This is a genomic window from Glutamicibacter sp. TV12E, from assembly GCF_052441935.1.
GTDB lineage: Bacteria > Actinomycetota > Actinomycetes > Actinomycetales > Micrococcaceae > Glutamicibacter.
The window spans coordinates 1,639,443-1,665,893 of the sequence record NZ_JBQVVF010000001.1; the positions used below are offsets into that span (position 1 = coordinate 1,639,443).

The window sequence follows — 26,451 nt, forward strand, 5'->3', positions numbered from 1 at the left end:
GCGACGGGAAAAGACGCTATTCTCCCTTCGCGGCAGTCTGAGGCGAGCCCCAAACGCGACGCAAGACATCCCACGCTCCCTGATCCATTAACGAAGTGGGCGTAATGGATACGTAAGGTACGTTGCAGTCTTCGGCGAGCAGCAGTTCTTTTTCCAAAGCTTCCGGGCTGATGGCACCGTCGGAGTCCCAAAGCCCAATCTCTATGCCATAGCGCGTGGAATCCTGATCCACATAGAAGCCGGCCAGCTGATCGGTAGCATAGTAGCTGGTGGAGTCGATGCCCTGGAAATTCCAGATGTTCAGTCGATCAACCATTTCCAGTAGCGCGGCATAGTCTTGCCCGGAGTCCAGACGACCTCGCAAATCTCCGTTAATGGGGGAGCGCACATCCATAGTCAGCTCCACTTCGGTGCCGGACAACTGGGTGGCCACCTCGGCCATGATCTTGCCAACTGCATCGCTACGCCACTCGTAGATAGCGGCGGCATCCGTATCGATCAAACCGTCGGGCTGCAGAGGCCAGCTATTCATGCCGCTGAATTCTTGGAAATCAGTCAGGTCCGCATCACCGAAAGTGTAGGACGGAAACATCATTTCGGTGACGTTGATGCTATCTGGCGAATAACGCTGAACGAGTTCTGAAGCGAGCTCGGTGAGACGCTCCGTGAGTCCGGAATACTTCCACGAAGAGATACTGGTCCAATTCTTTGATGCTTCTCCTTGCGCATTGACGCCAGCGATTTCCGGGCGCTGCTCAAGCTCGCGGCCTAGGAGGGTGTCGATGTTCAGCGAGATGGTGCGTCGGGCTCCGCGATCGCTGCAGATAAATGCATCGATAGCCTCGCGCACATAGTCACGTCCAGTGTCTTCCACCGCGCTGGATTGCAAGTCTTCGTTTTCGGCCCAGGGGAAACCGATCCAGTCCAAGCGGCCCACGGAAATGGACACCCCGGTGGCGTTGACGGAGTCAAGCTGCTCGGCGATTTCTGGAATCCGCGTTGGGTCCGCACTAGTGACGTCCTCGAAACCGATATTGACCACACGAGCATTGGCGGCATCGCTTTTCACCGGGTTATTACCTTCTTTCTCTGGCCGCTGGACCGTGCTTAGGCACTCTTCTTGGGCAGCAGCTACCGGGTGATAAATTCGGGTTTCGGCCGAGGTTCGCCCATACGGCGGCACACTAACCAGGCTCAGCAGCAATACAGAGAGCAGCAACAGCCTCCGTTTACGACGCGAACCCCGGTCCGTGATCATCCGTCGCTGCCCAAAATTGCGCTGAATTCGTGGCTGGAGACTACACCGGTGCGTTGGAGCTTGTTCCATTGCGCGGGCTGCCCGCGGATTTCAAGAACAATTGCGGCCACCATGGTCATGCCCATGGCTGTTGCGTAGAGGGGCCATAGCGGGAAGGTCCACAGATTCAAAAAATCCCGCCACGCGGTATTCAAGATGATGCCAATGACAACAGAGATTACGGTGATCCCCAAGCCCGCCCAGCTGAGGATGGCAATAACTTTCCACAGCATCGAGGTTTGATCATCGTTGGTGATTGACACCTGGCCGGATGGCACCAGATAGGCCAAGGCGGCCAGAACAAAGAGTTGGGCTACCGGGACAAAAACCATGGTGAGAAAATTGAAGAGCAGGAAGGGCCCGAAAGGCCCCACCCGTGGATTGCCGTGAAGCCGCCAATGAATTTTGATGGACTGCAGCAGTCCTCGCGCCCACCGCACGCGTTGCTTCCATAGCGCTCGCAGGGTGGAGGGCGACTCGGCCAGGACAATGGCACGGGGTTCAAAAGCGACCCGGTAACCGGCATCGTATATCCGCCAGGTCAGCTCCAAATCCTCGCCCACGGTATCGGTGCGGAAGCCACCGAGTTCGCGGACCAGGTCGGCACGGAAGGCGCCGATATTTCCGGAGACTACCGGTAGGCAATGCAGGAGAGACAGGGAGCGGCGCACCATGCCGGTTCCCATGTGGGAGAGCACCGAGAGCATGCGGGTCAGGACTCGGTCTAGATTGACCGGCCGGTCATCCCCGCAGACTGCACCCACCGATGCATCGCGGAACCCGGCGAGCAGCCATGGAATGGTCACGGGTGAGAAGATGCCATCGGCATCGACAAACAACAGCACATCCCCGGTGGCTTCTTTGATGCCGCGATTCAGCGCGGCTCCCTTGCCGGCATTGGGCTGGGTAATGGCTCGCACCATCGAGTGGGCTTGCGCCAATTCGTGCATGACCGCCGCAGTGTCATCGGTGGACCCGTCGTCCACGATGATGACTTCTGCCAGCTCGCCTTTGGTGCGCACAATTGATTCAACGCAGGCGCGCAGCACTACGCCCTCGTTGTAGGCCGGAACGATGACCGATACTCGGTAATTTGGGGTTGTCCCGAAGTATCGGGCCGCCCGGCGAGAACGTCCGCGGGGCCGGCGCAATTCCTGCTCGGCATGCGGGAACCCTGGAGGGAGCCTTGTGAGTTTTCCGTTGCGCGTAAACAGCAATCCACGGCGAACTTCAAACCAGATGGCCAGTGGGATGTAGGCCAACTTGATGGTTCCAAAAATGATGATGAGGGCAATCGCCGCGTTAAAGACGATGACCAGTGCTGAACTCATGCATTGCCCACCTTGCCCGGGACAGGGGAACTGGCAAACTGAAGCACTGAATCCACCAACTCCGGTGCTGCCGCGCTATTGGCGCCAAAGCGCGCATTGATCTCTAGAACCACCGGCTGGCCCTCGTCGGTCAGGCGGATATCCAGATCCACCGGCCCGACCAGGTCAAGGCTGGCTACCGCGGCTCTAGCCACCTGGGCCACATGGGCTGTGGTGGCATTGAATTCGCAGCGCTGTACAGATACCGCGTTGCCTATGAGACCTTCGCGTAATTCTGTTTTCTCCACGACAACGCACACATCAACTTTTTTGGTGTCAGGATGGCGGAAGAGCATCGGAGCGAATTCGCGCCCTGGAGCGAAACGCTGGACCAGATCCAAAGACGACAGGTCTTGTGAACCATCTGTCAGCTGGGACGAAGCGAGCAGGCGCACCCCACGGCCACCGCGGGAGACTCGGGGCTTGACGATGGCATACTGGTGGGGGAGGAACCCTGTCACCGAGGGGCGGCCATAAAGGTCGCCACGAACGAAATCCGGTACGGGTACGTGGTCATCGTTGAGGACCAGCATCGTCAGGTACTTATCGTCGGCGATGCGGATTGACGTTTCTGAAGACAGCAGAACTGCAGCCCCAGCTGATTCCAGCAGTTCGCGATTCTGATCCATTGCCAGGATGGGCAGTTCTTCGCTGACTGTGGGAATGACCAGAGCAACATCCTGTTGTCTGATGATCTCCCGAAGAGCGTGAACGTAGCTCGCATCGCGCGCCGCGGGCACCTGCAGGAAGACGCCAAGATGTTCGTCCTCCACCGGGTTCATATCCACCCCGATGACTTGGTGGCCACGGTCATGGAGCTGGCGTGCCAAACTGCTTCCGGCTGGCCCTCCAACTCCGGTAATAAGAATGTTCATTAAAAGTCTCCTACCGTCTTTGAAACCAAACGCATCACTTCAAACCCTTCGGCGCTTTTCTGCTTGACTTGGCTTCCGCGGAAGTTGGCGATGGCTTTAGTGCGAGTGCCAGTCATGTAGGGCTTGGTGCGTTGATCCGAATGCAGCTTGATGGCCTCGACCTTGACATCGGTGTACTTCTCTACATCAACAAAGAATTTTGGCGAGAAGTCTTGACCTACCGAGGGGCTTTCGAAGCAGAGGATGGAGGGGAGCTTTCGCCCTGCGCGCATCACCGCGCGGTGTACTGCTTCGTGGTCCTGGTGGATGTCGGTGGCGGAGTGCGTGAGGACAACATCAGGCTTAAAAAGTGCAAGTTCCTGTTCGATTGCTGCCACCATCTCGTTGGAGCTTTCCGAGAGGCGGGTGTCACAGAAGTCCTGGACTGAGTGGGATTGCGCCCCGAGATAAGCGGCTCCGCGTTGTGCTTCGCGGATTCGTCGTGGCGCGTTGCCGCCGTTTTCTCCTTGGGACATCACAATGATGCGCACCTCATGTCCGGAATCAACGAGTTTGGCAATGGTCGCGCCGCATGCCAATTCAACATCGTCGGGGTGTGCGCCAACGGCGAGGAACCGTTTGGGGTTTTCGCTTCGTGCCGGACGTCTCTGCAAGAAGATGCTCACCATTGAAAAAATGAAGAGCCAGATGGCGGTGATGATGGCGAATCCTGCCCAAAGTTCTGCGTTCTCGGGCACGGAGAGATAGCCGATGACTGAGACAAGCAACACGAAGTTTCCTGCCACCCAAATGATCAAGATCAGCCGGTGGTTTGCAAAATCACGTGCTAGCCAACGCCTGCCCCAACGGCTAAGAGCCGTCGAAATACCCGTGATTGAAACGAGTAGCGCGAAGACACTGATGGTCGCTTGCATATTGCTCTCCTTCTTGGACTTCCGAATGCAAATCCGTCAACGAAGGAGCGATAAATCTTGCGTCTGATGTGGAGCGCACATCAGCCAGAGGTGGACGTGGCATTGGAATTGCCCCCGCGTTCCAATGCCACTTCGATACCTCAGATTTATCCGTTCTCTGCGAGTGATGGATATATCTTGTAGACAGCGTGTGGCGCGAATCGTGACGCGGGGATATGAAGAAAATTCCTTGAGTGTTCAGGGTGGTTTGGCTTTTCCTCATAAAGAATCAGGTCAATCGACACTTTGAAGATTCCCGAGAATTTTCTGATTGCTGCACCCCATCTTCAGTGCAGCGTCAGGGTCGCCTGGATCACACTTTTCTCACGTTAGCGGGGATATTTTTTGCAGGGTCGGTAGGGGTCGGTGTGACCCGCGAGCAGCGAGCAGAGCTTTTCCTCACAATTTCTACTATGGAAGTAATTCCTTGAGATGATGGCTAGAACGCAGATCTGTGCCCGCGGGAAGCGGGAAAAGAAAAATAAAGTTTTTTCGAAAGCAGCGTCACGATCGTCGAATTCTGTGGTCTAAAAATATGTACGCACGAGACTGCGCGAAGTGCAACGCGCAACTTCAGTGCTGGAAATGCGCGGCCAGGTAGCCACTGAAGTGGCGTGGAAGAACATGCAAGGGAGATGAAATGCGAGCAGGAAATCAAGCAGCGGGACTTAGCGACGATGTTCGTGTGGAATCGTCCTTTACTGTCGATACACGCGGCGTGACCCTGTCGGTGGCTCGAGGCAAGGGGGCTAAGGGTGGGATCTTGGCCGTGGACGTTGTGTGGGTCGCAAATTTGGGGAATGATGCAGATGGCCAGGAACGTGATGGCCAGCTGAATGCCGTAGACGTTTTGGGGGCGCTATGACCATAGATTCGGGAGAGATTTTCGCTGAACTCAGCGATGCACACTTAATCCGAGGGATTCGCGGGGGAGATAGAGAATCTCAAGCGCATCTTTATCGACGCCATAAGCAGGTTGCGCTGGCTGTCGCCTATCGTCATACCGACACTTCGTCTGAGGCAGAAGACATTGTTTCGGAAGCATTTTTGAAGGTCTTCCAAGCCATCGAACGTGGCTCGGGACCCCAAGAATTTTTCCGCGCCTATTTGCTGACCGCTGTATCGCGTTGCGCCTTCGCCAGAAATAAGGCTGCGTCGAAGCAGATTGTCGTCGATGATCTCAAAGAGTTTCATTTGCGGGACGCGTATGCCGACGATGTGATGGAGCGGGCCGAATCATCATTTATCATCAACGCGTTTAAGTCCTTGCCTGAACGCTGGAGGATGGCGCTTTGGTATGTCGAGGTTGAGGGACTTGCTCCACGTGAAATCGCTCCGATTCTCGGGATATCGCCTAATGCAGTTTCGGCCTTGACCATCCGTGCGAGGGAAGGGCTACGCCAGGCTTATCTCACGGCGCATATGAAGGTGCTTTCCGGGCTTCCGCAAGAGTGTGCGGAAGTCAGAAAACACTTGCCCTCGCTGGTTCGAGGAACCATTAAGAGCAAAGACGAAAAAGCAGTCAAGCAGCATTTGAAGACTTGCGCTGAGTGCACCGAAGTCTTCTCGGAACTCACCGAGGTCGGCACCAGCCTACGCATCTTTATCTTGCCGTTGGTGGTTGGTGGCACCACTGCACTTGGCGTGCCAGCGGCAGGCGGTATCGCAGGCGCCGGAAGTGTGGGAGCAGTAGCGACAGCTGGTGCTGGCGCTACTGCTGGTGGAACCGCAAATGCCGTTGGCGTTGGCGTAACCAGCGGTGGGGTGTTGGCATCATCCGTGGGTGTTGGCTTGTTGGCCACGACTGCTATCGCTGCTGCGGCAGGCATTTTTCCTAATGCTTTTAAGAGTGCGGACCCTAAGCCGATACCACCTGCGAGCGCAAACGAATACTATCCTGGTCCGGCATCTGAAGTGCTCGTTCCTGAAAGCACTCAATCAGCGGATGATTTTGATCGATCCACGCTGTCCCAGCCTGTGCCGACTTTGGACCCTTCGCCGTCGGAGTATCTTGCTCATACTCCTGGGTTTGTTGATCCAGTGCCCGAGCAGGAGTTTGTCCCGCCGGAGCCAAGCGTTTTCGCGCAAGTTCCAGACCTGGAACTATCGACAGAACCGTCCTCGGGGCCATCCTCGACGATTGCAGTATCCCAGACTCCAACGGTCAATGCCGTGGATCCAAGCGAGAGTTCTAATCCAGAAACAGAACCAAGCGGCGAGGTTAGCGCTGAGGTTTCAGCGACTCAGACGGTGGAGCCTTCAGCCGAGCCTGTTCCTGAAGTTTCCTCGCAGCCTGCGCCTAGTTTGACGACGAGCGAGCCGAGCGTCGGGCCGACTGTCGGACCAACGTCAGTCGAATCTGAAATTCCGACGGAAGAGCCTAGCCCTGAGCCAACCGTGGAGCCGACTGTTGAGCCAACGCCTGGGGTTAGTGAAACGCCTACTGCAGAGCCGACGCCGGAACCTACTGTTGAACCGAGCCCTGAGCCAACCGTGGAGCCGACGCCGGAACCTACTGTTGAACCGAGCCCTGAGCCAACCGTGGAGCCGACGCCGGAACCTACTGTTGAACCGAGCCCTGAGCCAACCGTGGAGCCGACGCCGGAACCTACTGTTGAACCGAGCCCTGAGCCAACCGTGGAGCCGACGCCGGAACCTACTGTTGAACCGAGCCCTGAGCCAACCGTGGAGCCGACGCCGGAACCGACTGCAGAGCCGACGCCGGAACCTACTGTTGAACCGACTCAAACGCCAGAGCCCACTGTTGAACCAACACCGACCATTGAACCGACTCTTGCGCCAACGCCGGAGCCAAGTTCAGAACCGACGGAATCCCCGAGCATTGGGTCGCAAGAATCGTTTGCCGTGGCTATGAGCAGAGACGGCCATCCGTATCTGCCGACGTACACCTTCGATATCACTCCATCAGATGATGCCCAGCATTACATTGTCAACATTGGGATGAAAAACCTGGCTTATGACGTGGTGGATGTTTCGGGGCAGTGCAGCTGGAGCATGACGGGACTTCACTCGCTCAAGCTTTCGTGTGCCGGCCCGATGCAGATGTCTGTGACGACTTTGCAAACGAACAAGTGGCGCACTATCAGTTTCGATTTCCCTGATAGTCCTGAGTCGAGCACTTCGTTCCGCATGCGCTAGCCGCAGATAAAGCTATTGCCCAGGATCTACCGGATCCTGGGCAATAGCTTTATCTGCGGCTGTGAGGCGGCACGGGATTACTTCTGTGTTTTTAGAGGCAGGTCGGTGAGCGGGAGTTCGTGACTCCTGCGCCGACCACCGCGCTGAGCCCCGGCGCCAGCGGCAATGACGACGATGATGCCAAGGGCTTGGAACCACGTTGGCGTCTGGGACAGGATCAGCAAGCCGATAAGGACACCGAACGCTGGTTCAACGGACAACAAGGTGCCAAAGGCCGTATGAGTCATCCGCTTGAGCGCGAGCATTTCCAATCCAAAGGCGATGACCGGAGTGATCAAGGCAATGCCCGCAGCAGCAGGAAGGGTCCACCACGCGAAATCGTGGCTGATGACCTGATGCAAGCCCACCGGCATAGTGGCGATCGCCGCAACGGGGATGGTCAAGGACAGTCCGCTGATGCCAGAGAAACGGTCACCGACATGCTGTGTCAGGATGTTGTACGAACCCCAGCAAATTCCCGCTCCCAGGGCAAACAGCACGCCAACCCCGTCGATTTTCCCGTGCCACGGTTCGGTCAGCAGTACCACGCCGAGGATGGCCAAAGCCGGCCAGACCAGCGCCTTACGGTTCTTGCTCATGAGTCCGGCGACCGTTAGCGGTCCGAGGAACTCGATGGACACGGCAGTGCCTAAAGGAATGCGGTCCACGGCTTCAAGGAAGAGCGCAGTCATGTAGCCGGTCACGACACCGAGAACGATGAGTGCAGGGATATCCTTCTTGCGGATAGAGCGCAGGTTGGGACGAGCAATAATCCATAAAAAGAGAACGCCAAAGCACATGCGCAGCCAGGCTGTTCCGCCTGCGCCAACCTGTCCGATCACGAAGACCGACGTAGCGTTAGAAAGCTGAACCGCCAGCATGGCGGTGATCGCTAAAGTCCACGGCGGGACGCCGTGCAGCGAAGAGCGAGCGTTCACTGAGCGCCTACCATTCGCTTGGAAACCTGCACATCGGTACCCAAGGATTCCAGCGCGTGGCTTAGGGCTTCACCGGCGGCTTCTAGTTCTTCATTGGTCATCGGTGCCAGGGCATCCAGGATGAAGAACGCGGTTGCGGTGTTCTCGGAGAGGGCGGTGCGCTTGCCTTGGCGCCAGTTCCAGCGGCGGCAGGTCACCCCGGAGCCATCGCGCCAGATCACTTCGCCGGCGTCGGGGTTTTCGATGACCGTTTCACCGCCGGCAGTCGTATCAAAAGCTTCATCGCCGGTAGCTCGACTGAGCTGGGCTGGACCCTCGTAGAGATCAAAGTCTTCGCCGCCCAGAGGGATCTGGTGGAGCACGGAAATAGCGTTGTAGATGTCGGTGAGGGCATTCACGCGTGGCAGTCCTGCGGCAGCGCGGCGGGTGAGTGCTTCCAGACTGTTGCGGGTTCGCTGAGGCTTGGCCCCGAAAGCCCGGTACGTTTCACGCCAAGCACTGATCTGCGGTAGCTGATCTACCGGAGTTTCAGCAAGAAGCGCTGTGGCGTGCGCTTCGGCGCGGCGGATGAGATCATCGGCAATATCTGCCTTTGCCTGTGGGTTGATGCCTTCAACAACCAGCAGCAGGGCGCGGTAGTCCGGGCGGAGCTCCAGGACGGCCGGTCCGATGGAGCAGCCATAAAGGAACTCGGTGGGGGTCAGGTTATTTGGCATTGGTGTTCTCCGACTTATGGGTGTGGCCTACGCCTGGTTCGTAGACGCAGAGGCTGAAGGTGGCCGGTGTATTGTGGCTGTTTGCGTAGGAGTGGGCGACGTCGCCATCAAAGGAGATGGCATCGCCGGACTTGAGTTCATGGGCTTCACCATCAACTTCAACGGTGATGGATCCTTTGAGCAGGTAGAGCAACTCACGGGTCCCCTCGGCATGGGCTTCACTTTCGTGGCGCTCGCCGGATGCCAAGGTCCAGTCCCAGAGTTCTACGACTTCCGGGGCATTGGTGCCGGCCACCAGTGTTCCGCGTCCACCGTTCTCGCCAGTCCACAACGTGGCTCCCTCGCCAGCGCGAGTAACTTTCGAGCGTCGTGATTCAGGTGGTTCCACTAGTGCGGGCAGTCCGAGGCCGAGCGCATCGGAAAGCTTGAGCAGCATGCTGATGCTGGCGTTGGCCGTACCTTGCTCAACGTTGATCAGCATGCGCCGGCTGATGCCTGCCTGTTCTGCCAGCTGATCAAGCGTCCATTCATGTTTTTTGCGTTCGCTTTTGACCCGCGCGCCGATGGTCTGGGCAAGTAATTCCGCACTAGTTTCCATGAGTGCATCATATTGCACTAAAAGTGCATTGTCTATCTTCTTGAAATGTTACAGGCCTTGGCACGTGCGTTCCGGCCCGCGTCACATGGATCAAACCCATTGACCCTCTGTGGCGGATCACCTAGGGTAAACAAAAAATGCATATAGGTAATCCAGTTCACGCCGTATGCCCGTCCCGCAGTGTCCGAAAGTGGGCCTCAGCCTTGGGAGAATCGTTGAGCACCGTCATACCTTCAGAGCAAGATGTCCTGGCCGTCGCGAATAAGATCGTGGACGCCTTCGCCGCGACCAATACGCAAGAGTATTTTTCACTCTTCGCGCCCGAAGCCTCGTTCATCTTCCATCCAGAATCTTCCCGACTTGAAAACCGGGCTAAATACGAAGAGTTGTGGAACAGCTGGTTAGTTGAGGGCTGGCAGGTCATCGGCTGCCAATCCTCAGATCAACTGGTCCAGGTCTTTGCCGGCGGTGCAATCTTCAGCCATACCGTAGCCACCGAAATCAAAACCGGCACCGATCCAGAAAACATCGCCACTGATTCATACGTGGAGCGTGAAACCATCGTTTTCCGGCAAGAAGCAGATGGGTCACTTATCGCTATCCATGAACACCTTTCCACCGTTCCAGAAGAAGCAGCCTCTGAAACGAATGGTGAAAACGCATGAATCTCTATCGCAAAGCTGAATCGAAACTGGAAGCCGGGGCGGAAAACTCGGGACCTATCCGCGGGCAGCTTGGTGCTGGACGCATCGGCATGATCTGGCTGGCCGCGAACCTCGTGGTGACCACGCTGCTGACCGGAACCTTCTTTGTCCCAGGACTCAATTTCAGTCTTGCGCTGATCATGATTGTGGCCGGTACCCTGATCGGTGCGGTCATCTTGGTGCTTGTTGGCAATATCGGAACACGCACCGGATTGCCCACAATGGCCATAACCCGTGGAGCCTTCGGAACCAGAGGCAGCCTCCTACCCGTCGCGGCCAACGTCATCGTCCTGATGGGTTGGAGCTGGGTGCAAGCCATGCTGGCGGGCGTCACCGTCAACTACCTGGTTGCCTCAACCACCGGTTTCAGCAACCCGGTCCTGTTCTCCGTCATCTGCCAAATATTCGTGGTTACGCTGGCGCTCTTTGGGCATGAAGGCATTTCACGTGTCGAACCATGGCTCGCTGTGCTGATCTTGGCCATTATGGCCTACGTCTTCGCCATGGCCTTCGGCAAATTTGACCCGGCGGAGTTCGCTGCAATCCCTGCCGACGCTTCGTTGGGCTACACGCCCTTCATCGTGCTGGACATTGTCATCGCCACCGCGATTTCGTGGACCGTGCTTTCGGCGGATATCAACCGGATGGCCCGCACTACGCGCGCCAGCATTGCGGGCGCAGGTATCGGCTATACCCTTTCGACGGTCTTGGCAATGATCCTTGGCGCCACCGCCATTGGGTACGTCATTCTCTCCGGCGGTGAAGCTACAGAATTTGACCCGACGATTCTTGTTGAAGCTTTTGGCGCCCCGCTGGCCATCGCAATCTTCCTTTCGGTCATGGCGACCAACACGATGGCTGTCTACGGAATGATCACTTCAGTGGTCAATTCTCGGCCCGAACGTAAACTGCCATTCCTGGCCACCGCCTTGGTAGTTGGTGCAGTATCCATCCTTGGAGCCACGTGGCTGGCATTGCTGGACCAGTTCACCGACTTCCTGACGCTCATCGGGGCATTTTTCGTCCCGGTCTTCGCCATCATGATTGTCGATTACTACCTGCTCAAGCGTGCCCGCTATACCCGGGACATCCTGCGCCACAGCGGGGGATCCTATTGGTACCGCGACGGGGTGAATTGGATTGCCGTGGCCGTGTGGGTGGCTGGAGCGCTGGTCGCCTACCTGCTCACCTATCTCTTCCCGAGCCCCATTGGCGCCACCCTTCCCTGCTTTGCGGTCAGCTTCCTGCTCTATCTCGGCCTGTCCTGGAACCGGCGTGAACGGGGCCCGCTGGCAGCCCACGAGCATCTGGTTCCAAGCGCCTCCCAGGAAGCGCGCTGATGGAGGCGAGGACAGAATCTGGACTTTGCATGTGAATTTCCGGCCCGAGTGATGCCCTTGGAATTCTGCACATAGACTGGCGATAAACGGGACAAATCAAGCCTGTAATTACTGGCAAGACGAGTACCGTCAACCATGTTTTCGTCGCAGGAATGGGAGCAGCAACTATGGAAATTTCCGGTGCCTTGACGCCCTTCAAATCACCCATGGTGAAACTCGAGCGTCTATTCCACGCCAGCGGAATCGAGCTTTTCGCCAAGCTGGATTCGCTGCAGCTCTCGGGCAGTACCAAGGAACGCACCGCCGAGAACCTGATTACTTCTTTCCTGGATTCGGGCCAGCTGGAGCCCGGCGGCATGGTGGTGGAATCCACCTCCGGGAACCTGGGCATCTCGCTGGCGCGCCAATGCATCGTAAGGGGCATCGAATTCGTGGCCGTCGTGGATGAAAAGGCCAATCAGTCGGCCGTGGAGATCATGCGGGCCTACGGGGCCACAGTGGATCTCGTCCGGGACCCGGCCGACGGCAACCGGCTGGCCGCGCGGCGCCAGCGGGTTGCGCAGCTGCTGGCCGATAACCCCGGTGCCGTGACAACAAACCAGTACGGATCCGAGCGCAATCCCGAAGCCCATTATTCCTCGACCATGCCCGAAATCATGAAAGCGCTGGATGGGGACCTGGACATGCTGTTCATCGCGACCAGCACCACCGGAACGATCCTCGGGTGCCAGAATTACCTCAGGGAGCACCGCCTGCCAACGAAGCTTGTGGCAGTGGACGCGCTGGGCTCGGTGCTCTTCGGCGGGGAAGCCGGGAACCGCCGCTTGCCAGGCCTGGGGGCGGGCATCATTCCCGAGCTGTCCCTGCAGGTGGAACCGGACCGCATCTGCAGGATCCGCGAAATCGACATGGTGCGCGGCTGCCGGCTGCTGGCCCGGCGCGAGGGCATTTTGGCCGGTGCCTCAACTGGGGCGATTGTCGCCGCCATGGGCCAGGTGCTGCCCGAGCTGCCCGCAGGATCGCGCGCGGCCTTCCTCGTCCACGATTCCGGGGTTCCCTATCTGCATAGCGTCTACAACGATGAATGGGTCCAGGAGAACCTGGGGGAAACTCCGGAACAGGTGGACACCCAGTTGCTGGAAGGTGATGCCGCCCGATGATTCGCATAGCGATGATTGGCGGAGGGCCGAAGTGCCTGTTCGCGCTGCTGGAACTCAATGATGCGCTCACCGGCGATGTCGCCGGGCTGGTGCAGGTGGATGTGTATGACCCGTACCCGCCGGGCGCGGGACGGGTATGGAATACCGGGCAGCCCCGGGAACTGAGATTGAATGTCAACTCGCGCATTATCGACGCCTCTTCCAGCCTTTGCGCCCAGACGTTCAACGGCTATCGAGCGCAGGAATCAGCGGCAAGCAGCCACGATGCCTTCCCGCCAAGGGCCCTGGTCGGCGAATACCTCAGCGAACAATTCAGGCTTTTGACTCGGCAGGGAACGCTGCCAGTAGCGCATCGGGCATTGGCGGTGGAACACGTGGAACGCCACGGGGAACAATGGCGGGTAGCCACCAGCACCGGCAGCGTCCTATATGACGAAGTGGTCTTGGCTACCGGCCATGGCCTGGCAGGAGCTGGGCGCGAAGCGCTGCACGGCATGATCCCGGCCGCGGAACTGACCGTCGAGCAATCAGCGCAGGCCACGCGGAAAGTGCCAGCCGGAGCCGCAGTTCAGATCCGCGGTGCCGCGCTGACCGCCTACGACGTGGCCATGGTCTTGACCGAGGGGCGCGGCGGGCGCTGGGAGCCCCTGGCAGGCGGTTCACCGGATGCCTTGAAATATGTGCCCAGCGGTGATGAGCCACGGCTGATCACCATGATCTCGCGGCACGGCATTCCCATGACACCGAAGCCACAGGGCATTCCATCCAGAGCGCAGCGAATTCTCGATAGCTACAAGCTGCAACTGCGCCAGTGGGGAAGCCGTGGCACGCGGGAGATTAGGCAGATGTGGCGCATCCTGTTGGACTGCGCCATCGACATTGCAGATGCCACAGAGGTTGCGGCCAGCGAAGAATCCTTGGCGCGCACCGTGAGGAAGGGGAGATCAGACCAGTTCTCCACCCAGCCCAACCCCTTCGAGCAGATCAGATTCAGCCTTGACGCGCACCATGGACGAAATCCCCATTCCCAGGAATGGGTGTGGGCCGTGGTCTGGTCCGGCCTCTATTCGGAACTCGTCGTATCGCTGGCAAGATTCCAGTGGGACCCGCAGGACCGCAAGGAGTTCAATGCGGTGGCCGTGAACCTCGAACGCATGGCCTTCGGACCGCCGGCGCCCACCGCCCAGAAACTGCTGGCCTTGCACGAGGCAGGAATGCTCCGTCATGAACGGGCCGGCTACGGCGAAGCCGGGGAATCCATAAATATCGATGCCGTGACAGCTCCTGCCGGGGTGCTCTCCGGTCCATGCCCCCAGGGGGAGCCCACCAGCGAATTGATCAGGGGCTTGCTCCGGTCCGGCCAGATCAAGATCAGGCCCGGCGAGCGCGGACTGCTCACGGACACCGACGGAACCTGTATCACTGCCGAAGGATCACGCAATGAATCCTTGGCAGCGCTGGGACGCCCCACCGAAGACCCCACCCTGGGCCATGACACCTTGAACAGGGCGCTGCACCCGGAATACCGGGGCTGGTCCCAGCGCATTATTGCGCAAGTGAACGCTCGAAACCGGAAAGTAGCTTATTAATGCCACCGTTGATGCACGGAACCTTGCCCCTGACCGCCCGCTTGGAACCATGGATGAAGAACCTGGTGGAGGATCCGCAGCTGTGCAAGGATTTGCTCTCTGAATATGGATCTCCGCTGAACGTCCATGATTATTCGGCCATGGGCCGGAACATCGCGCAGTTGCGTGATGCCGCCGCCGGACAAGGCGTTGACTTCCAGATTTATTTGGCACGCAAGGCCAACAAGACGCTGGGGGCCATCGACAAGGCCATGGCCGAAGGCTGCGGCGTGGACGTGGCAAGCTTCCATGAGCTGGAGCAATGCCTGCAGCGTGGAGTCAACCCGGAATCGCTGATTGTCACCGCCGCGGTGAAATCCAGGGCCCTGCTCCAGCTGGCGGTGGAGCATCACGTCGTGCTGAGCCTGGACAACACCGATGAAGCGCTTCAGCTCCTGGAGATGGCCAAGCCGGGAGGAAAATCGGTCCCGGTGGCCTTGCGCCTGGCCTCGGGCAGCCCCCAGATTCCGCCCACCCGGTTCGGGCTATCGACGCAGACGTGGCTGGATTTTTTCGCCGAGCTGGATCACCCCGAGGCCATCAGCGTCACCGGAGTGCACTTCCACCTCAACGGCTACAGCGGCGAGCAGCGCGCAGTAGTTCTTCAAGAGGCCTTGGACTTTGCCGACGCCCTGTCAGAGCACGGGCATGCAGTGCAGTTCGTGGACATGGGCGGCGGAATTCCCATGTCATATCTTGATGATTCGAACCAGTGGAACGGATTCTGGCAGGCTCTTGCCGAACTGCCCGAAGGCGATGAATCCCTCACCTGGAAATCCGACCGGCTGGGCGCCACCGGGCCGCAGCCGAGCACGGCTCTGTATCCCTATCACCAGCAGCTGATTCGCGGCCCGTGGCTTGAGCAGATCCTCGCTGCCCGCAGTGCCGATGGAACGCAGAGCATTGCCCAAATGCTAAGAGCCCGGGGGATCCAATTGCGCTGCGAGCCGGGCCGTTCACTGCTTGATGGCTGCGGGCTGACCTTGTCCGAGGTCGCATTCACCAAACAGCGCAGCGACGGGGTGAGCCTGGTGGGGCTCCATATGAACCGCACCCAGTGCCGTTCCGCCGCTGCGGACTTCCTGGTCGACCCGATCCTCGTCACGGGTTCTGGCCGGCATGCGCAAGGGCGCTCGCCGTACAGCGGCTTCCTCGTGGGCGCGTACTGCATTGAAGAGGAGGTGATCCTGCGCCGGCGCTTCGAGTTCCCGCAGGGCGTGTCCAAAGGCGACATCATCGCTTTTCCCAATACCGGGGGATACCTGATGCACATCATCGAGAGCGCATCGCACCAGCTGCCGCTGGCCAAGAACGTGCGGCTGGAGGGCCGCCAAGCAGTACTCGATGACATCGACCAGATCGGTGCCGGCTTGGGCTAGCCGGCACCGGGCGGGCCGGGGCAGCGGCATCCGCAGGAGCTTTACCCCACGTGGACCCACGGGCGGCGCTGCAGGTTCGGTTCCGCCTCGCGCAGTACCTCGCGGGTCAGCGGGGCGATCTCTCCCTGCCCCAGGAAGATGAACTTGGCGAGGTTCAACAGCGGATTTCCTTCGGTCCAGCGGAAGTAGATGTGCGGCATCACCTCGTAGTCATCGCGAATAGCCATGGCAATGGCCGCGATGGACGTGGAGACCGAGGGTGCTGTGGCTTCGAGGATCCGCTGGCCATGGCGGGTGATGCCGCGGACCTCGATATCCTGCGCGAAGTCCGAGTAGTCGCTGACCTTGATTTCCAGGAACACCACCGGGGCGCGCTGCGGGATATGGCTGGCCAAGATCGCATGCTGATGCTTATGCAGGTAGCGCCGCTTGGAAATCTTCACCGGCTCATGGGCAATCAGCCGCAGCATTCCGGCGCTGCTGGCCTTGTGGATGATATCCACGGCGCAGTCATCAAACCTTACTGAGGTGGCGCGAAGTTCGGTGGAGCGGCGGAACCTGGACAGCAAGGAAACCAGGAGCACCGCGGCGATGAAGAAGGCGGCAATCTTCAACCCATCAGGACGCTCTACGCAGTTGGCAATGGTCGTGTAGACAAAGACCACGCTGGCGGCGCCAAAGAGGACAGTTTTGCCTTTCTCGCCGTGGCGCCGGGCCGAGATGGTCACTGCGATGGCCGCGGAACTCATCAGCACCAGGACACCGGTGGCGTAGGCGGCGCCCTGCGCGTCGACGCTGGCCTTGAAATGGACGGTGATGCCCAGCGCCACCATGACGACCACCAGGACCAGGGGGCGCACCGCGCTGGCCCAGGCCGGGGCCATGCCGAAGCGCGGCAGGTAGCGGGGAATCAGGTTAAGCAGCCCGGCGAGCGCCGAGGCCCCGGCAAACCACAGGATGAGAATGGTCGAGATGTCGTAGACAGTGCCAAAGGCATCGCCCATCAGATGGTGGGCCAGCCATGACAGGGCGCGGCCGTTGGCCTCGCCGCCTGGCTGGAATTCCTGGGCGGGGATCAAGATGGTGGTCACGATGGAGGAGAGGACCAGGAAGCCGCTCATGATCAGTGCCGCCGTTGCCAGCAGCTTCTTGGCGCCCTTGATCCTGCCCGCGGGGTTTTCCTCGGTATCGCCGGGTGCCTTGGAAATCTGCGGCATCACGGCAACGCCGGTCTCGAAACCGGAGAGTCCCAGCGCGAGCTTGGGGAACACGATCAGGCAGACCAGAAGCATCATGATCGGGTCCCCGTGCGCGGTGAACAGCGAATCCATCCAGTTCGAGATCACGAGAGGATGGCCCATGATGCTGGCGGCCGAGACGAGGATGATCACCAGGTTCAATGCCAGGAAGGAGAACACCAGGGTCACGGCGATCCAGATGACTTCCGTGAAGCCGCGCAGGAACAGCGCGCCGAGCAGGATCAGCAAAACGAGGGTGATAGGAACTTCCTTGCCGGTGAACCACTCTGGGGTGAACGGGTTCTCGATCAGGTGCGCCGAGGCATCCGCAGCCGAGAGGGTGGCGGTGATCATGAAGTCGGTGGCCGCGAATCCCAAGAGGACCAGGACGAAGACCTTGCCCTTCCAGTGCGGCATGAGGCGTTCGAGCATGGCGATGGATCCTTGGCCATGAGGGGATTCCTGGGCCACCCTGCGGTACACCGGCAGTGCCGCGCCCAAGGTGACAGCCACCAGGATCAAGGTGGCAAAGGGTGCCAGCGCCCCGGCAGCAAGCGCGGCAATGGCCGGCTGGTAGCCGAGCGTGGAGAAGTAGTCCAGGCCCGAGAGGCACATGACCTGCCACCATTTGGCGCCCTGCCGGTTCTCGGCGTTGGGGTCTTCCTGGCCGACGGAGCTGTCCGTCAGCCATCGGCGCACACGTGATGGCACGGTGCTGGCCGATGCCTTTTGCGGCCCTGGGGCCGACGCATTTGTTGTGTTCACGAAGATGAACAGTACGCCTGAAATGGGCAATAAGTGCCACCTTAAAGCCAACTTTTTTGTTTCCTAGTCAAGTCGCGAATTGATGTATCCGGACCCAAGCTGCGGGCAGTCGAATGGCACTGAATCCACTCGACAACTTTTCAATCGACGTTTTGCTATTTTTAGATAAGTACCTTTTGATCTGTGCTTTAAAAATCGAGATAGAAGACTGACTCGGTAAAGTTCTGATTCGAAGAAGAAATCAGTTCACCATCCGTGATTACCCCTGAAATGGCCGCGAATTTTGTGGCTTTGAGCACAAAAATGCCTTGGTGTAAAGGCTCCATCAAGATTCCACTTTGGGGCATTAAGAGGGCGTTAAGAGAGAGCGAAACAGCTGAACTCCGGATGTGCAATTAGAACGTACCGGCATCGCGCCGGTAGGACGGAAATCGGCACATCGCATGAAGGTGGACAGCAACTTGTTCGTGAAGGTCCAGAGTTCCCATGGTGCAGTACAGGTGCTCAAGGCGCTGACCGGCCCGGTGCGCACATCGCTGCTCAATAATCCCATTCGTCTGGTGCCGTTGGGGTTCTTGGGCGCCATCGTGCTGGGCACCCTTTTGCTGTCATTGCCTATTTCAAGAACTGACCCATCAGCCGGCGGATTCATGCCCGCGGTGTTCACTGCAGTTTCCGCCGTGTGCGTCACCGGGTTGATCACGGTAGACACTCCGACTTACTGGACCCCGATTGGTCAAGGATTCATCCTGCTGCTCATCCAGGTAGGCGGCTTTGGGATCATGACCCTGAGTTCCCTATTGGCTTTGCTGGTTCGCAAGCACCTTGGGCTACGCACGCAACTGGTAGCGGCTTCTGAAACCCAAGCCATGAACCTCGGTGATGTGCGCCGGGTACTCATCTTTGTTGCGAAGACCACCTTCGCCATCGAAGGAGCCATAGCGCTGGTACTTACGGGCAGATTCTTGATAATGAATCCGGCGGATCCCGGAGGCGCTCTATGGGGCGGAATCTTCCACTCAATTTCGGCTTTTAATAACGCGGGATTCGCACTCTATAGCGATAGCCTCATCAGCCACGCCCATGATCCGTGGATCATGATCCCTCTTTGCATTGCGGTGATTCTCGGCGGACTGGGATTCCCAGTGATTCATGAATTACTGCGCCGTAGTGGGTCAAAGAAATGCTGGTCTGTGCATACCCTGCTGACAGTGTGGGGAACCGTGGGTCTGCTAGTCCTAGGCGCAGTGGTTCTCGGCCTCTTTGAATGGAACCGTCCCGAGACGCTGGGCGAGCTGACTCCGGGCGGAAAATCCCTGGGGGTGCTCGGTTTGAGCGTTTTTCCGCGCACCGCCGGATTCAACAATATTGACTATGGGCAGGCTTCTTCTGAGAGTTTGCTAGTCACCGAAATCCTGATGTTCATTGGCGGTGGCAGCGCAGGCACTGCGGGCGGCATCAAGATCAGCACCTTCCTGGTGCTCGCTTTCGCCCTCTGGTCTGAGGCCCGAGGCCACGAGCAGCTCACCGTGGGGCGCCGTGCTATTGGCACCGGAATTCAGCGCCAGGCCCTGTCCGTTGCCCTGTTAGGTGTGGGCGCCGTGGCTACCGGCACGCTAGCGCTGTTAGTGCTGACCGAGCATTCACTGGAAGAGGTCCTGTTTGAATGCGTCTCGGCTTTCGCTACAGTCGGCGTGAGCATGGGCATCACCGCGGACCTGAACACATCAGCACAGTGGGTGATCATTGGCCTGATGTTCATTGGCCGCGTGGGAATTGTTTCAGCCGCCGCGGCCTTGGCCCTACGCCACCGACGCCTGCTGTTCAAGCTGCCAGAAGAACAGCCAGTCATTGGCTAAGCGAGGTACGGTGCTCGCCCGCTTGTATTCCGGTACGATCACTTCGTACCGGCTAGGATCCCGAATGCCAAGGAGCAGCATGGATGTGTCTGACACTGCGCCACAGATCCACCCGCTATTAGTTGTGGCGCTCAGTGGCCGCGGAGGGGCCGAAACCCTGCTGCGCAGTGCCTTGCACGAAGCCTCCAAAATGCCGGGAGCTGAAGTCATGGCAGTGCATGTCCCACTGCGCGGAGTGGGTTCGCATCTGGCGGCATTGGACTCGGAACTGGCGAAGCTGCGCACTGTGGCTGAAGGCGCTGGGGCTACCTGGCATATGGTGCTTGGCCAAGATGTCAGTGAAGCATTGCTCGGATTCGCCCGCAGCACCCAGGCGACGCACCTGATCGTTGGAGCGCCGCTTCCCGCGGGCAAAGCCAAGGACACGGCAGATGCTGTGTCCTTGCAGTTACTGGAGCAAGCGACCGAGCCGGCTGATCCCAGCATTCTGGTCATTCCCATCCCGGCCGAGTCAGCCAGAAAACCCCGGACTGCTCGAAACCGTTTGGGCGGACTTCACCGGCTCAGCATGACGCGTCGAGTTCTCGGCTGGCTCTTGGCCATCACCGGCCCGCTGTTGCTGGCCGCCGGATTCCTCCTGGGCAGCTTGGAAAATGAACTGTTGACCCTCAACTTCCTCAGCCAGCTGACCTTGATAGTCTTCGTGGCATTGCTCGGAGGCTGGTGGCCAGCGCTGACTGCAGCCCTGCTCAGCACCGCCATCCTGAACTGGTTTTTCACACCGCCCACCGGGCAATGGCATATCCATGAGCCGTTCAACATACTGGCTCTGGTATTGTTCCTCGTGGTCGCGGCCGGTGTGGCACGAGTAGTGGACATCGAGGCAAGGCGGACCGCCGAGGCTGGCCAAGCCCGTCATCAGGCAGATACCCTCTTTGAACTTTCCGGTGGCGTGATCCGTGAAGGATTGAGCGTATCTGCGCTGCTTGAATGGCTCTGCCGTTCCTACCAATTGCATGGAGCCGCGCTGGTGCACCGAGGTACCGAGTCCGCACACTCGCACAGCACGGTAGCCACGGCCGGTACCCCACCTGAGGATCCGGCATCCAGCGACTATGCCGTCACCGTGGATCAAGAGCATGTGCTGCTCATTGCTGGAAATCCGCGAGAGGCTTCTGATCAGGGAATCTTTGAAGCCTTCGCCGGACGCATTTCGGCGGTACTGCAACAAAGGCAACTGGCCGAAGCACGGCTTAAGTCTCGAGAACTGGCCGCCGGCAATGCCATGCGCACCGCCCTGCTCGCCGCGGTATCCCACGACTTACGCACCCCGCTGTCAGGGATCAAAGCTTCGGCCTCAAGCCTGCGCATGCAAGATGTGGTGCTCAGTGAAGAAGACACCGCCGACTTGCTGGCAACCATCGAAGAGTCGGCTGACCAACTCAGCGAACGAATCGAAGACTTGCTCAGCATGAGCCGCATCCAGGCTGGTGAACTGGTGGTGCATCGCAGTCCCATCCAGGTCGAAGACCTCGTGGCTTCGGCACTCCGGGATTTGGCCGGGCTACTGCGCCCCTCGAACATTCAGCTGCAGATTCCAGGCGGTTGTCCTCGAGTCAGCGCCGACTATGGTCTGGCCGTGCGCGTCTTGGCCAACCTGCTGGAAAACGCGGTGCGTTATGGCGGAGAAAACCAGCTGCAACTGAAGGCCGTACCACTTCCCGATGTGGTGCAGATCCAAGTCATCGACCACGGTGTGGGCGTGCCCGAAGCCGAAAAAGACAGGATCTTCCGGCCCTTCCAACGACATGGCGACCGGAGTAACACCACCGGGCTAGGGCTGGGATTGGCTGTGGCGAGGGGGCTTGCCGCCGGCATGGATGGGGATGTCAAAGCGCAGGACACCGAAGGAGGAGGGGCCACGATGGTCTTCACCCTGCCGATATTTGAGGAAAGAGCATGACCACCACAGTTTTGATCGTGGAAGATGACCCGCAGATTGCCCGCGCCCTGCTGGTCAATCTCAAAGCCCGCGGCTACCGCACTTTTCATGCTGCCACAGGATTGCAGTGCTTGCAGCTGGCTGCTGACGCGCACCCGGATGTGATCCTCTTGGATTTGGGTTTGCCTGACCTTGAAGGCGGGGATGTCATTGACGGGATACGCGGGTGGTCCAGTGTGCCCATCATTGTCGTTTCCGCACGTCATGAATCCCACAGCAAAGTCGATGCCCTGGACAGGGGAGCAGACGACTTCATTACCAAGCCCTTTGCCATGGATGAATTGCTGGCCCGGTTGCGTGCCGCCTTACGCCGTTCGCTACCTGATCCGGGACAAGCCGTGGTGGAAACCACCGATGGGCGGGTGCGCATTGATCTGTCGAGCCACCAAGTGACCGTTGAAGGTCGGCCGGTGAGGCTCACTCGTTTGGAATGGCGAGTGCTCGAAGTGCTGGCCAGCAATCCGCATCGCCTGATTGGCCGCAGCGAATTGCTGACCACCGTGTGGGGCCCGGAATACGGCGAGGAAGCGAACTACCTGAGGGTGTACATGTCGCAGCTGCGCAACAAGCTGGAACCGGAGCCCTCGAATCCCCGCTATTTCCTCACCGAACTCGGGATGGGGTACCGCTTCACGCCGTGAACTCGCGTTGCGTGATCCTAGTACGTTTTGCCGGAATACCCGAGCTTACGGGAGATCTGTGCGGCCGTGGAGCCCATCACTGATTTGAGTGCCGCCATGCGCTCGTCGGGCATGTATGGGTTGGTGGCGGACATGCTGATCGCGGCGATGATCTGGCCACTGCCATCGCGAATTGGGGCTGCTACGCAGCGGATCCCCGGTTCATTGTCTTCAAGGTCAAGAGCGATTCCTTCGGCTGCATAGGACTTCATTCGGTTCAGGAAAGACGTCTTGGTTTGGTGTGTCGCTTGTTCAATTGGGGACTCTGAATCGAAGGTCGATTCCCATCTGTCAGGGGTGTCCAGCAGCAGGGCTTTGCCGATGCCGGTACGGCTTAGGGGCATTCGCTGTCCAACCCTGGAACGCATCTGGGCGCCCCGGGTTCCTGGCACCTTATCTACATAAAGCACTTGGGACTCGTCTTCCACTGCTAAGTGCACGGTGTCCTGATACTTGCGAGCTAGCTCTTCAAGAATCGGTTTGGCAATCACCGGAACCGGGCTCTGGTACAGCGCATGGAAACCGAGCTCTATCAACGCTGGCCCCAGGCTGAAATCTGTGCCATGTGTGCTGCGAAGGAATCCTCGTTGCACCAAAAGTTTCACCATGCGCTGCGCGGCGCTCTTGCCAATCCCTGCGGCCTCGGCGACCTCGTTCAGGTTGGTAGCACCCCGTCCTACGGCCCGCAGAATGTCGAGTCCCCGCGCCAAAGTCAGCGTGCCTGGAGGCGGCTCGTTAATGGAATCGTCGGTACCCGGTTCGGGATCAGTGGCCATGAATTATTCCTTGAGATGAAAATGATCAAACCCTACCATCCCACTATATACAACGCCTTTTGAACTATTGGGATACGTCCGACAATATTCACATGTGAAGGGGAGCACATCTGGAAGTTGATGTGTGGTCCACGAAATGAAAACAGGAGTTATGACAAACATCGCCGAAGCCCAGCTGATCGCCTTGGACTGGGGAACCACGTCCGCACGCGCCTACCTCATGGGCAACGATGGGGGCATCGTGGCGGAACGCAGTGACGCGCTCGGAGTCATGCAGGTGGCAGCGAAAGCCACGGCGCTATCGCTGTCCCTCAGCGATGCTTTCAAAGCTGCGCTGGCCGAGCTATGCGGGGAATGGCTGGAAAACTTCCCAGACATTCCAGTGATTGCCTGCGGAATGGTCGGTAGTCAGCAAGGGTGGGTGGAAGCGCCTTACCGCCATGTTCCGGCAAATCTCGCAGATCCAGAACTTGAACTCGCTTCAGTCGAAATTGCTCTCAATCGGTCAATGCAAATCATCCCTGGCATTTTGGATCACAAAGAACTTCCTGACGTCATGCGTGGAGAAGAAACCCAGATCCTCGGAGCTCTCGAGCTTGGAAAATCGAACGCAAGCAGTCCTGCAGAACAGCTCTTTCTGCTCCCAGGCACCCACTCCAAATGGGTGAAGGTCTCCGGACGAACCATCACCGAATTCTGCACATCAATGACGGGGGAGACCTTTGCATTGCTGAGTACGCAATCGATCCTTTCCAAGCTAATTGCGCCAAGCAGCTCGGTGAATTGGACGGCCTTTGAACGCGGAGTTGAGGTTTCGCAGTCCAACGAGCATGCCGCAGATCTGATGCTCACGGCCTTTTCGGCGAGAACCTTGGTACTGACGGGACGGCTGAAGAAAACTGAGGTCAGCGACTATCTCTCAGGGCTCATGATTGGCGCTGAAATCCGGTCAGTACTTGGAAACCATGAATCAGATGAAGCTCCGCCACTGACAATTTGCGGAAACAGGGAACTCAGCGCGAGATACGCCCGAGCACTGGCGATTTTCGGAATTGACCAAGTCCAAGAACTCCAAGGCACGGCACCCAAAGGAATCTGGGCTATCGCCAGCGCTCAGGGTCTCTTGCAGACCGCCTCTGTCTAAATTTCCACCATGCCCAATGATTTTGAAAGGAAGGTTTTGCCGTGAATGCTCCTACATCGACTTTGAACACTGCTGGACTCGTGGCAATTCTGCGTGGTCTTCATCCCTCTGAAGCACAAGCAGTTGGCGAAGTCCTGTATGCCAGTGGCTTCCGATCTTTGGAAGTCCCGCTCAACTCGCCAGATCCGCTCCAGAGCATCGAACTGCTGCGCAATGTTTTGCCAGAAGATGCAGTAGTTGGCGCCGGAACTGTTCTGAACGTTGAGCAAGTTCGCTCGTGCCATGCGGCCGGTTCTCAGATCATTGTCTCGCCAAATACCAACGTGCGGGTTATCCAGGAAACGGTTGCATTGGGCATGGATTCATTCCCAGGTGCGGCGACCCCGAGCAATGCGTTTGATGCCATCGAAGCCGGAGCGAAGAACGTCAAAATTTTCCCCGCTGAACAAGTGGGTTTGGCCGGATTCAAAGCCTGGACCGCAGTGCTTCCCGCAGGGATTGGTTTGATTCCTGTTGGCGGAATTGATGAAGAGAACATGTCGCAGTGGGTTGATGCCGGAGCGACGGGTTTTGGCATCGGCTCATCGCTCTACAAGTCCGGCCGAAGTATTGAAGATCTAAAAACGAGGGCAGGCAAACTTGTCGCCGCCTATCAAACGATCCATGAGATGAGGAAGTCTGCATGAAGATTACAAAACTGACCACTTACATGGTGCCACCACGCTGGCTGTTCCTGAAGATTGAAACCGACGAAGGAATTGTCGGATGGGGCGAACCAGTACTTGAAGGCCGCGCCTCCACGGTCGCAGCCGCAGTTGAAGAACTTTCGGACTACCTCATTGGCCAGGACCCGCGGAATATCGAGGACCTCTGGACCGTCATGTACCGCGGTGGTTTCTATCGCGGCGGCGGAATCATGATGAGCGCCCTGGCCGGCATCGACCAGGCGCTGTGGGATATCAAGGGCAAGGCGCTGGGCGTTCCTGCCTATGAGCTTCTCGGCGGCAAGGTCCGCGACAAGATCCGCGTGTATTCCTGGATTGGCGGGGACCGTCCCGCAGATACGGCGGCCGCAGCGAAGGCAGCAGTTGACCGCGGCTTCACCGCCGTGAAGATGAACGGCACCGAAGAGCTGCAGTACATCGACACCTGGGACAAGGTGCAGGGCTGCTTGGAGAATGTCCAGGCCGTCCGTGAGGCAGTGGGTCCGAACGTGGGCATTGGCGTCGACTTCCATGGCCGCGTGCACAAGCCCATGGCGAAGGTGCTGATCAAGGAACTTGAACCGTACAAGCTGATGTTCATTGAAGAACCAGTGCTCAGCGAAAACGTTACGTCCATGCTGGAACCACTGCGCAATTCCAGCACCCCAATTGCCTTGGGCGAGCGCCTGTTCTCCCGTTGGGACTTCAAGGATGTCTTGGCCAGCGGAGCGGTGGATATCATCCAGCCGGATCCTTCGCACTGCGGCGGCATCACCGAAGCGCGCAAGATTGCTGCGATGGCTGAAGCCTATGACGTTGCGGTGGCCTTGCACTGCCCACTGGGCCCGATCGCCCTGGCGGCGAACCTGCAGATCGATGCCGGTGCGTATAACGCCTTTATCCAGGAACAGTCCCTGGGAATTCATTACAACAAATCCAACGATCTCCTTGATTACGTCAATGATCCATCGGTCTTCGCCTACGAGGATGGCATGGTCGCCATCCCTGAGGGGCCAGGCCTGGGCATTGATGTAAATGAAGAGTACGTCATCGAACGCGCAGCTGAAGGTCACCGCTGGCGCAACCCAATTTGGCGTCACAAGGACGGATCCTTCGCAGAATGGTAA

21 protein-coding genes are annotated in these 26,451 nt (G+C 58.5%); 12 read left to right on the forward strand and 9 right to left on the reverse strand.

The window, feature by feature from the left end:
- Nucleotides 1-16: 16 nt before the first annotated feature.
- Genes ACT7DV_RS07655 through ACT7DV_RS07670 form a run of 4 tightly spaced genes read right to left on the reverse strand, consistent with a single transcriptional unit; the run spans nt 17 to nt 4,312 of the window.
- The gene (locus ACT7DV_RS07655; RefSeq protein ID WP_444661638.1) at nt 17-1,258 is read right to left on the reverse strand and encodes a hypothetical protein; all 1,242 of its coding nucleotides are present in this window, start codon (nt 1,256-1,258) and stop codon (nt 17-19) included.
- On the reverse strand, nt 1,255-2,628 hold the full coding sequence (locus tag ACT7DV_RS07660; protein WP_444661639.1) for a glycosyltransferase: 1,374 nt from the start codon (nt 2,626-2,628) through the stop codon (nt 1,255-1,257). The genes ACT7DV_RS07655 and ACT7DV_RS07660 overlap by 4 nt, the downstream gene beginning before the upstream one ends.
- Nucleotides 2,625-3,542, reverse strand: a complete 918-nt coding sequence (locus ACT7DV_RS07665) for an ATP-grasp domain-containing protein (protein ID WP_444661640.1) — start codon at nt 3,540-3,542, stop codon at nt 2,625-2,627. The genes ACT7DV_RS07660 and ACT7DV_RS07665 overlap by 4 nt, the downstream gene beginning before the upstream one ends.
- Entirely contained in the window at nt 3,542-4,312 is a 771-nt protein-coding gene (locus ACT7DV_RS07670; protein WP_444661641.1) for a PIG-L deacetylase family protein, read from the reverse strand. The genes ACT7DV_RS07665 and ACT7DV_RS07670 overlap by 1 nt, the downstream gene beginning before the upstream one ends.
- A 1,044-nt stretch (nt 4,313-5,356) precedes the next feature.
- Between ACT7DV_RS07670 and ACT7DV_RS07675 the strand changes: the two genes are divergently transcribed.
- Nucleotides 5,357-7,654 carry a sigma-70 family RNA polymerase sigma factor gene (locus ACT7DV_RS07675; protein WP_444661642.1) on the forward strand — a complete coding sequence of 766 codons (2,298 nt, stop codon included), beginning with the start codon at nt 5,357-5,359 and terminating at the stop codon, nt 7,652-7,654.
- A 77-nt stretch (nt 7,655-7,731) separates the two neighbouring features.
- Here the strand turns inward: ACT7DV_RS07675 and ACT7DV_RS07680 are convergent, their stop codons facing one another.
- The 3 genes from ACT7DV_RS07680 to ACT7DV_RS07690 are packed head-to-tail and all read right to left on the reverse strand — an operon-like array spanning nt 7,732 to nt 9,945.
- Nucleotides 7,732-8,631 (reverse strand): EamA family transporter, encoded by a 900-nt coding sequence (locus ACT7DV_RS07680; protein WP_444661643.1) that lies wholly within the window; start codon nt 8,629-8,631, stop codon nt 7,732-7,734.
- Entirely contained in the window at nt 8,628-9,347 is a 720-nt protein-coding gene (locus ACT7DV_RS07685; RefSeq protein ID WP_444661644.1) for a B3/B4 domain-containing protein, read from the reverse strand. Before ACT7DV_RS07685 ends, ACT7DV_RS07680 begins: the two co-directional genes overlap by 4 nt.
- Entirely contained in the window at nt 9,337-9,945 is a 609-nt protein-coding gene (locus ACT7DV_RS07690) for a helix-turn-helix domain-containing protein (protein WP_444661645.1), read from the reverse strand. The genes ACT7DV_RS07685 and ACT7DV_RS07690 overlap by 11 nt, the downstream gene beginning before the upstream one ends.
- A gap of 215 nt (nt 9,946-10,160) precedes the next feature.
- Between ACT7DV_RS07690 and ACT7DV_RS07695 the strand changes: the two genes are divergently transcribed.
- The 5 genes from ACT7DV_RS07695 to ACT7DV_RS07715 all read left to right on the forward strand — a co-directional run bounded on the left by ACT7DV_RS07695 (nt 10,161) and on the right by ACT7DV_RS07715 (nt 16,156).
- Entirely contained in the window at nt 10,161-10,610 is a 450-nt protein-coding gene (locus ACT7DV_RS07695; protein ID WP_444661646.1) for a YybH family protein, read from the forward strand.
- Nucleotides 10,607-11,989 (forward strand): purine-cytosine permease family protein, encoded by a 1,383-nt coding sequence (locus ACT7DV_RS07700; protein WP_444661647.1) that lies wholly within the window; start codon nt 10,607-10,609, stop codon nt 11,987-11,989. The genes ACT7DV_RS07695 and ACT7DV_RS07700 overlap by 4 nt, the downstream gene beginning before the upstream one ends.
- Nucleotides 11,990-12,156: 167 nt before the next feature.
- The gene (locus ACT7DV_RS07705) at nt 12,157-13,149 is read left to right on the forward strand and encodes a pyridoxal-phosphate dependent enzyme (protein ID WP_444661648.1); all 993 of its coding nucleotides are present in this window, start codon (nt 12,157-12,159) and stop codon (nt 13,147-13,149) included.
- Nucleotides 13,146-14,738, forward strand: a complete 1,593-nt coding sequence (locus ACT7DV_RS07710; protein WP_444661649.1) for an FAD/NAD(P)-binding protein — start codon at nt 13,146-13,148, stop codon at nt 14,736-14,738. The genes ACT7DV_RS07705 and ACT7DV_RS07710 overlap by 4 nt, the downstream gene beginning before the upstream one ends.
- Nucleotides 14,738-16,156 (forward strand): alanine racemase, encoded by a 1,419-nt coding sequence (locus ACT7DV_RS07715; RefSeq protein WP_444661650.1) that lies wholly within the window; start codon nt 14,738-14,740, stop codon nt 16,154-16,156. The genes ACT7DV_RS07710 and ACT7DV_RS07715 overlap by 1 nt, the downstream gene beginning before the upstream one ends.
- A gap of 41 nt (nt 16,157-16,197) precedes the next feature.
- Here ACT7DV_RS07715 and ACT7DV_RS07720 read toward each other — a convergent pair whose 3' ends face one another.
- The gene (locus ACT7DV_RS07720; RefSeq protein ID WP_444664799.1) at nt 16,198-18,009 is read right to left on the reverse strand and encodes an amino acid transporter; all 1,812 of its coding nucleotides are present in this window, start codon (nt 18,007-18,009) and stop codon (nt 16,198-16,200) included.
- A 539-nt stretch (nt 18,010-18,548) separates the two neighbouring features.
- Here ACT7DV_RS07720 and ACT7DV_RS07725 point away from each other — a divergent pair.
- From ACT7DV_RS07725 to ACT7DV_RS07735, 3 genes are all read left to right on the forward strand, one after another.
- Complete coding sequence (locus ACT7DV_RS07725) at nt 18,549-20,018, forward strand: TrkH family potassium uptake protein (RefSeq protein WP_444661651.1); 1,470 nt, start codon at nt 18,549-18,551, stop codon at nt 20,016-20,018.
- 79 nt (nt 20,019-20,097) lie between these two features.
- Complete coding sequence (locus tag ACT7DV_RS07730) at nt 20,098-21,981, forward strand: ATP-binding protein (protein ID WP_444661652.1); 1,884 nt, start codon at nt 20,098-20,100, stop codon at nt 21,979-21,981.
- Nucleotides 21,978-22,661 carry a response regulator gene (locus ACT7DV_RS07735; protein WP_444661653.1) on the forward strand — a complete coding sequence of 228 codons (684 nt, stop codon included), beginning with the start codon at nt 21,978-21,980 and terminating at the stop codon, nt 22,659-22,661. Before ACT7DV_RS07730 ends, ACT7DV_RS07735 begins: the two co-directional genes overlap by 4 nt.
- A gap of 17 nt (nt 22,662-22,678) precedes the next feature.
- On the opposite strand, the gene ACT7DV_RS07740 is transcribed toward ACT7DV_RS07735, so the two are convergent.
- Entirely contained in the window at nt 22,679-23,476 is a 798-nt protein-coding gene (locus ACT7DV_RS07740; protein ID WP_171919012.1) for an IclR family transcriptional regulator, read from the reverse strand.
- Nucleotides 23,477-23,627: 151 nt separating this feature from the next.
- Between ACT7DV_RS07740 and ACT7DV_RS07745 the strand changes: the two genes are divergently transcribed.
- From ACT7DV_RS07745 to dgoD, 3 genes are read left to right on the forward strand one after another with little or no spacing between them, the layout of a single operon-like run.
- Nucleotides 23,628-24,620, forward strand: a complete 993-nt coding sequence (locus tag ACT7DV_RS07745) for a 2-dehydro-3-deoxygalactonokinase (RefSeq protein ID WP_444661654.1) — start codon at nt 23,628-23,630, stop codon at nt 24,618-24,620.
- A gap of 41 nt (nt 24,621-24,661) precedes the next feature.
- Nucleotides 24,662-25,306: a 2-dehydro-3-deoxy-6-phosphogalactonate aldolase gene (locus ACT7DV_RS07750; RefSeq protein WP_444661655.1), complete on the forward strand. Its 645-nt coding sequence runs from the start codon at nt 24,662-24,664 to the stop codon at nt 25,304-25,306.
- Complete coding sequence (gene dgoD, locus ACT7DV_RS07755; protein ID WP_171919009.1) at nt 25,303-26,451, forward strand: galactonate dehydratase; 1,149 nt, start codon at nt 25,303-25,305, stop codon at nt 26,449-26,451. Before ACT7DV_RS07750 ends, dgoD begins: the two co-directional genes overlap by 4 nt.